A 6957-nucleotide genomic window follows, 5' to 3' on the forward strand; every position below is an offset into this window, starting at 1 on the left:
TTTGTTTATGAAGCTGGTTGAGATACATTTCCAGAGGTCAATGCAATCGTGGCCGAAGCGCCGCCTCAAACCAACGTTTGTGATACATGCTGATCGGATATGCCCGCGTCTCCAAAGCCGATGGCTCGCAGTCTCTCGACCTGCAGCACGACGCCTTGCGCGCCGCAGGTGTCGAACGGGACAATATCTATGATGATCTTGCTTCCGGCGGTCGTGATGATCGCCCTGGCTTGACTGCCTGCCTCAAGTCATTGCGTGACGGCGATGTGCTGGTGGTCTGGAAGCTCGATCGCCTCGGACGATCGCTTGCCCATCTGGTCAACACGGTGAAGGAGCTGTCAGACCGCAAGATCGGCCTGCGGGTTCTGACTGGAAAGGGCGCTCAGATCGACACCACGACTGCGTCCGGTCGCATGGTGTTCGGAATCTTCGCCACCTTGGCCGAGTTCGAGCGGGATCTGATCCGAGAGCGCACCATGGCGGGTCTCGCCTCCGCGAGAGCGCGCGGTCGCAAGGGCGGACGAAAATTCGCGCTCACCAAAGCTCAGGTGCGTCTCGCGCAAGCCGCCATGGCCCAGCGCGATACTTCAGTTTCCGATCTCTGCAAGGAACTCGGCATCGAGCGCGTCACTCTCTACCGATATGTCGGTCCCAAAGGCGAGCTCAGAGACCATGGAAAGCATGTTCTCGGACTTACGTAGCAACTCGTTTCTTTTCGCAGGTTGAGCCACCTCCGCGCTTCATCAGAAAACTGAAGGAACCTCCATTGAATCGAACTAATATTTTTTTTGGTGAATCGCATTCTGACTGGTTGCCTGTCAGAGGCGGAGAATCTGGTGATTTTGTTTTTCGACGTGGTGACGGGCATGCCTTCGCGAAAATCGCACCTGCTTCCCGCCGCGGTGAGCTCGCTGGAGAGCGTGACCGCCTCATTTGGCTCAAAGGTCGAGGTGTGGCTTGCCCCGAGGTGATCAACTGGCAGGAGGAACAGGAGGGTGCATGCTTGGTGATAACGGCAATTCCGGGAGTACCGGCGGCTGATCTGTCTGGAGCGGATTTGCTCAAAGCGTGGCCGTCAATGGGGCAGCAACTTGGCGCTGTTCACAGCCTATCGGTTGATCAATGTCCGTTTGAGCGCAGGCTGTCGCGAATGTTCGGACGCGCCGTTGATGTGGTGTCCCGCAATGCCGTCAATCCCGACTTCTTACCGGACGAGGACAAGAGTACGCCGCAGCTCGATCTTTTGGCTCGTGTCGAACGAGAGCTACCGGTGCGGCTCGACCAAGAGCGCACCGATATGGTTGTTTGCCATGGTGATCCCTGCATGCCGAACTTCATGGTGGACCCTAAAACTCTTCAATGCACGGGTCTGATCGACCTTGGGCGGCTCGGAACAGCAGATCGCTATGCCGATTTGGCACTCATGATTGCTAACGCCGAAGAGAACTGGGCAGCGCCAGATGAAGCAGAGCGCGCCTTCGCTGTCCTATTCAATGTATTGGGGATCGAAGCCCCCGACCGCGAACGCCTTGCCTTCTATCTGCGATTGGACCCTCTGACTTGGGGTTGATGTTCATGCCGCCTGTTTTTCCTGCTCATTGGCACGTTTCGCAACCTGTTCTCATTGCGGACACCTTTTCCAGCCTCGTTTGGAAAGTTTCATTGCCAGACGGGACTCCTGCAATCGTCAAGGGATTGAAACCTATAGAAGACATTGCTGATGAACTGCGCGGGGCCGACTATCTGGTATGGCGCAATGGGAGGGGAGCAGTCCGGTTGCTCGGTCGTGAGAACAATCTGATGTTGCTCGAATATGCCGGGGAGCGAATGCTCTCTCACATCGTTGCCGAGCACGGCGACTACCAGGCGACCGAAATTGCAGCGGAACTAATGGCGAAGCTGTATGCCGCATCTGAGGAACCCCTGCCTTCTGCCCTTCTCCCGATCCGGGATCGCTTTGCAGCTTTGTTTCAGCGGGCGCGCGATGATCAAAACGCAGGTTGTCAAACTGACTACGTCCACGCGGCGATTATAGCCGATCAAATGATGAGCAATGCCTCGGAACTGCGTGGGCTACATGGCGATCTGCATCATGAAAACATCATGTTCTCCAGTCGCGGCTGGCTGGTGATAGATCCCGTCGGTCTGGTCGGTGAAGTGGGCTTTGGCGCCGCCAATATGTTCTACGATCCGGCTGACAGAGACGACCTTTGTCTCGATCCTAGACGCATTGCACAGATGGCGGACGCATTCTCTCGTGCGCTGGACGTCGATCCGCGTCGCCTGCTCGACCAGGCGTACGCTTATGGGTGCCTTTCCGCAGCTTGGAACGCGGATGGAGAAGAGGAGCAACGCGATCTAGCTATCGCGGCCGCGATCAAGCAGGTGCGACAGACGTCATACTAGATATCAAGCGACTTCTCCTATCCCCTGGGAACACATCAATCTTACCGGAGAATATCGTTGGCCAAAGCCTTAGCGTAGGATTTCGCCCTCTCCCGCAAACGACCCCAGGATTGCGGACAGCAGCAACGTCCTGTCTTTGGCCTCGGCCCCGTCCTTCAAGTGGGTGAAGTGGCGGCTGAAGCCCGTCCAGTCGTCCACGTCCATCAGCAGTTCGGTGATCTTGATGCGCGGCAGTAACTGGCTGGTTTGGTCGATCAGCGCCTGCGCCCGATCCGGCACCGCCGCATCCAGCGGGGTGATTTTCAGCCCTGACTCGGTGAGGATGGCATCGGGCAGCTCGTTGTCCTTGGCCAGGCGGGTGACGGTGGCCAACTGCTCGTCCAGCAGCTGCAAACGCTCTTCCAGGTACTGGTCGCTGTTCGGGTTGATCGCCAGGGGCAGGGCCTGCTCGCGCTTGAGTGCGGCGAACTTCTCGGCCGGCAGCAGGTAGTCGTCGAAGTCGCGGAACTGCCGCGAGCCCTTGACCCAGATGTCGCCGGAGCGCAGGGCGTTCTTCAGCTCGGACAGGGCGCAGATTTCGTAGAATTTCCGGTCGAGGCCTTCCGGGGTGATCACCAGCGGCTTCCAGCGCGGCTTGATGAAGGCCGTGGGTGCATCGGCCGGCACCTTGCGCAGGTTGTCGGCGTTCATCTCACGCAGGGTCTGCACGGCTGCCAGCACGCCTTGCGCGGCCGGCGCGGCGCGCAGTTCCAGCACCTCCAGCAAGGCCGGCGTGTAACGGCGCAGGGTGGCGAAGTTCTCGCCGACCAGGTGCAGGTGGTCGAAGCCTTCCGGCCGGGCCAGCAGCTCGGCCTCGCTGACGCTCTCGGTGAACTCGTCCCAGGGAATCACCGCCTCGATGGCGGCATAGGGGTCGCTGCCGCTTTCCTTCGCTTCCAGCAGCGCCTGGCCGATCCTGGAGTACAGGCGCACCTTGTCGTTGATCGCCTTGCCCTGCTTCTGGAACTGCTGCTGATGCTTGTGCTTCGCGCCGCTGAACAGCTTGACCAGGATGCGGTCGTGCAGATCGACCAGCTCATCGATCACGGTCGCGGTGCTCTCCAGCACCACGGCGGCCAGGGTCGCGTAGCGGCGCTGCGGCTCGAACTTACCGAGGTCTTTGGGCGTCATCTGCCCACCCTCGCGGGCCAGCTTGAGCAGGCGGTTCTGGTGGATGTGCCGGCCCAGGCCTTCGGGCAAGTCCACCAACTGAAATGTCTTCAGCCGCTCGATGTGTTCCAGCATGTGCCGAGAGTTGGGTTTCAGCGGTGCCTGCCGCAGCCAGGTCAACCAGGTGATGCTGCTGCCGGCCTTGAGCTTAAGCAACTCGTCCAGCTTGGCCCGATGCGAGTCGGTGAGAGGTTCGACCAGGGCGCGGTAGACCCGCCGATTGGCCCGTGCAATGGCCTCCGAGCAAGCCCGGTCGATCACGCTCAACGCCGGCAGGATGCGTCGCTTCTGCCGCAGGCTCTCCAGCGCCTGGCCGGCCAGCAGCAAGCCCTTGTCGGTCTGCTGGGCCAGTTCGGTCAGCTCGCGCACCAGGGCGCGGAAGTCGGACAGGCCGAACGGGGCCAGTTGAAGGTAGGTGCGCAGTTCCTGGGCGTGCTCGCGACGGGTCACATCGCGCTCGCCGTACTTCGTCCAACTCGCCGGATCGGTCTGGACTTGCTTGGCCACCCACAGGATGACCGGTTCGGGCAGCTCGCTGTCAGTGCCCAACGCATAGCCGGGGTAGCGCAGCAGGCAGAGTTGCACCGCAAAGCCCAGACGGTTGGCGTCGCCGCGCCGCTGGCGGATCAGTGACAGGTCGGAATCGTTGAAGGTGTAGTAGCGGATCAGGTCATCCTGGCTTTCCGGCAGCGCAAGCAGGGTGTCCCGCTCCGTGGCCGAGAGGATCAAGCGACGCGGCATGTGTCAGTCGTCCGTGCGGAGGTACTGGTAGAGAGTTTCGCGGCTGATGTTGAACTCGCGGGCGAGCTGCGCCTTGGGCTCACCTGCCGCCGCCCGCTGCCGCAGGGTAACAGTCTGCTCGTCGGACAGGGCCTTCTTGCGGCCCCGGTACGCGCCGCGCTGCTTGGCCAGGGCGATACCCTCGCGCTGCCGCTCACGGATCAGAGCGCGCTCGAACTCAGCGAAGGCCCCCATTACCGACAGCATCAGGTTGGCCATCGGCGAGTCCTCGCCGGTGAATACCAGCCCCTCCTTCAAGAACTCGATGCGTACGCCGCGCTGGGTCAGCTTCTGCACCAGGCGGCGCAGGTCGTCGAGGTTGCGGGCCAGGCGATCCATGCTGTGCACCACCACCGTGTCGCCCTCGCGGACGAAGCTCAGCAGCGCTTCGAGCTGGGGGCGCTGGGTGTCCTTGCCGGATGCCTTGTCGGTGAACACCTTGCTCACCTGGGTCTGTTCCAGTTGGCGTTCCGGGTTCTGGTCGAAGCTGCTGACCCGGACGTAGCCGATGCGGTGCCCCTGCACGATGTCTCCTTGGTTGAAGGCGGCTTATGTGCACTTTCTGTTCCGTTGCGCCCAAACCCCGTTTCTGTCAGGCTGAAATCTATAACCTTCGCGGGCATGTGTCAAAAAAATGCGAAAGATGACTCTATTCTGACGAAGCGGCGCGGCCTTGCCTGACATCCAGTTAGGGTATAGCCTAGATTGACATGCGCGATGCAACCCTTAACTTGCTTGCACCTATCGTTTCCATGCTAGCTTTATCGTAACGCTAAGGAAGCTCTGAAAAAGCCCATGTTTCGCGAAATCACCGCTCTGTAACCCGCATGGTTGCTGGGATGCATTTCTCGAGCGGGGGCTTTTTCAGACCTTCCTTAGCTTAGCGTACGATTTTTTCCGAATTCTGCGGTTCCCCCTGGAAGACCTACGCAAGTTGGGCCAGCTCAGAGGTGGAATCAACGAAGGCGAGCGAATGAGGCATCTTTTCTGGCGTCTTAACTTTCTCCTTCTCTCCGGGGCAACAAACAGCGCCCAGATGTACCATGAGGCCGCCGCTCTTTCCTCCGAGCTGGATACTCGTTGGTCTTACCGCTCCAAAGAGCTTATGACGCTCTACAGCAAGGCGAAATCCTATGAGGCTGGGGAACGTGTCGAGTTCGGCGGAAAGTCGTTTGCACCGCTATACACGCCCAAAAACGACACGCTGATCAACCTATTCCAGATCTCACAGCAAGAACAAGAGCAACTGAAGACGATTATCAGCACTGACGAGGCTCAGAAGCGCCGCAGAGAGCGCGATAGACTGCGTGATGAAGAACGTCGCCGCGCCGCTGGCCAGCTTGAGCGTGAAGCCTATGAAGCCAACTCATTGAGCAGGCAAAAGCCCTGGGAAGCTATGGGCATGAGCCGGGCTAAATGGTATCGCCTGGGCAAGCCTTCACCTCAACAAAACAGTGAGACAAGTCCCTCCCCTATTACTAATGGCGAAGCCTCAGCGGTTGCCCTTCAGGCGGCCAGGTGTAAAGCCGTTTAGATGGCTATTTCAAAGTGAGTGAGATTTCGTAACGGATGGCAGCCCTAGAGGCTGCTTTCTTTTGAGGGGTTAGCAGGCGTATAGCCATGCTGGATCTCAGTCTATCACTACCTGCTTAATATTCCACCTTTAGATCCGGCAGCAGTTCGACCAGGTGGCCAACTTACCAGGCACCGGCAGCAGCTCGACCGGGTGGCCAAGTTCAGATCTGGACGCCAGAAGGAAATCAACCAGGTGGCCAACTTACCAGGCACCGGCAGCAGCTCGACCAGGTGGCCAAGTTCAGATCTGGACGCCAGAAGGAAATCAACCAGGTGGCCAACTCACCAGGCATCGGCAGCAGCTCGACCAGGTGGCCCATTTCGTACGTACGAAATCAGGCGACGCTATGCGAAATCTTGGCGGCAATCCCCCGCGACTACGTGATTTTTTTAACGTAGAGCGCGCTTTTTCTTGCCATAGTAGGCCATTTTGGCCTATAATCTTAATTAAGAAGACCGGGCACCCGCCACGGTCAATACCGGAGAACTCCGATGATCCACACAGCTAACCGCACCTTTCACCAACTCTATCGAGAATGGATACGCGAACGCCGCGAGCATATGCACAACGTTTTGACCTGGGAGCGTGATCGTTACGGTGCTCGCCTCGTCGGTCTGTTTTATCGTTACTGCAAGGTGGCCAACCCCTTTCCCCGTTGCACTCTGAATACTCGGATCAACTACCGCGCCCATGCGGTGAATCTGCCAGATTGGCCAGCCCGCAGCCTGGAGCTGAATAAAATGTGGCTCAGTTGGAGAGAAAAAAAGTAGGCCGATTTGGCCTATTTTTTATTGTACCCGCTTGACACAATAGGCCAAAATGGCCTATTATATATCTCAGAAGGCCGGGCACCCGCCACGGTCAATACCGGAGAACTCCGATGATGCAAACAGAACTTAATCCCCTGATGGGGATGTAAGCCGGAACCCCAGAAATTTCCGTCACCCTAGTTGGGTGGGCTCAACACTCGTGTCACCAGCTACCTT

Annotated in this window: 6 protein-coding genes and 1 pseudogene; 5 read left to right on the forward strand and 2 right to left on the reverse strand. The window is 58.7% G+C overall.

Features of this window, described 5'->3' with window-relative positions; genetic code table 11:
• The first annotated feature begins 86 nt into the window (after positions 1 to 86).
• The 3 genes from OKC27_RS22230 (at position 87) to OKC27_RS22240 (ending at position 2406) form a co-directional block, all read left to right on the forward strand.
• Positions 87 to 701, forward strand: a complete 615-nt coding sequence (locus tag OKC27_RS22230; protein ID WP_000904906.1) for a recombinase family protein — start codon at positions 87 to 89, stop codon at positions 699 to 701.
• Between the two features lie 65 nt (positions 702 to 766).
• A complete protein-coding gene (aph(3'')-Ib, locus tag OKC27_RS22235) occupies positions 767 to 1570 on the forward strand; it encodes an aminoglycoside O-phosphotransferase APH(3'')-Ib (protein ID WP_001082319.1) in 804 nt (267 codons plus the stop codon).
• Positions 1570 to 2406 carry an aminoglycoside O-phosphotransferase APH(6)-Id gene (locus OKC27_RS22240; protein WP_000480968.1) on the forward strand — a complete coding sequence of 279 codons (837 nt, stop codon included), beginning with the start codon at positions 1570 to 1572 and terminating at the stop codon, positions 2404 to 2406. Before aph(3'')-Ib ends, OKC27_RS22240 begins: the two co-directional genes overlap by 1 nt.
• Before the next feature lie 105 nt (positions 2407 to 2511).
• Here the strand turns inward: OKC27_RS22240 and OKC27_RS22245 are convergent.
• A pseudogene (locus OKC27_RS22245) lies at positions 2512 to 4356 on the reverse strand (Tn3-like element TnAs1 family transposase); the annotation flags it as partial.
• Positions 4357 to 4359: 3 nt separating this feature from the next.
• Positions 4360 to 4920, reverse strand: coding sequence for a recombinase family protein (locus tag OKC27_RS22250; RefSeq protein ID WP_033958617.1), 561 nt, complete (start codon positions 4918 to 4920; stop codon positions 4360 to 4362).
• A 448-nt stretch (positions 4921 to 5368) separates the two neighbouring features.
• On the opposite strand from OKC27_RS22250, the gene OKC27_RS22255 reads away from it, so the two are divergent.
• Together OKC27_RS22255 and OKC27_RS22260 are read left to right on the forward strand one after the other, a co-directional pair.
• Positions 5369 to 5929 (forward strand): replication protein, encoded by a 561-nt coding sequence (locus tag OKC27_RS22255; RefSeq protein ID WP_014343471.1) that lies wholly within the window; start codon positions 5369 to 5371, stop codon positions 5927 to 5929.
• Positions 5930 to 6462: 533 nt separating this feature from the next.
• Positions 6463 to 6741, forward strand: a complete 279-nt coding sequence (locus OKC27_RS22260; RefSeq protein ID WP_013213990.1) for a hypothetical protein — start codon at positions 6463 to 6465, stop codon at positions 6739 to 6741.
• Positions 6742 to 6957 lie beyond the last annotated feature (216 nt).

The organism is Aeromonas sp. QDB62 (genome assembly GCF_027705695.1).
In the GTDB taxonomy this organism is placed as follows: Bacteria; Pseudomonadota; Gammaproteobacteria; order Enterobacterales; family Aeromonadaceae; genus Aeromonas; species Aeromonas allosaccharophila.

Bases quoted from the DNA above. Each gene is read 5' to 3' on its own strand.
- OKC27_RS22230 (WP_000904906.1), top strand. From the start codon at position 87: ATGCTGATCGGATATGCCCGCGTCTCCAAAGCCGATGGCTCGCAGTCT.
- OKC27_RS22240 (WP_000480968.1), top strand. From the start codon at position 1,570: ATGTTCATGCCGCCTGTTTTTCCTGCTCATTGGCACGTTTCGCAACCT.
- OKC27_RS22255 (WP_014343471.1), top strand. From the start codon at position 5,369: ATGAGGCATCTTTTCTGGCGTCTTAACTTTCTCCTTCTCTCCGGGGCA.
- OKC27_RS22260 (WP_013213990.1), top strand. From the start codon at position 6,463: ATGATCCACACAGCTAACCGCACCTTTCACCAACTCTATCGAGAATGG.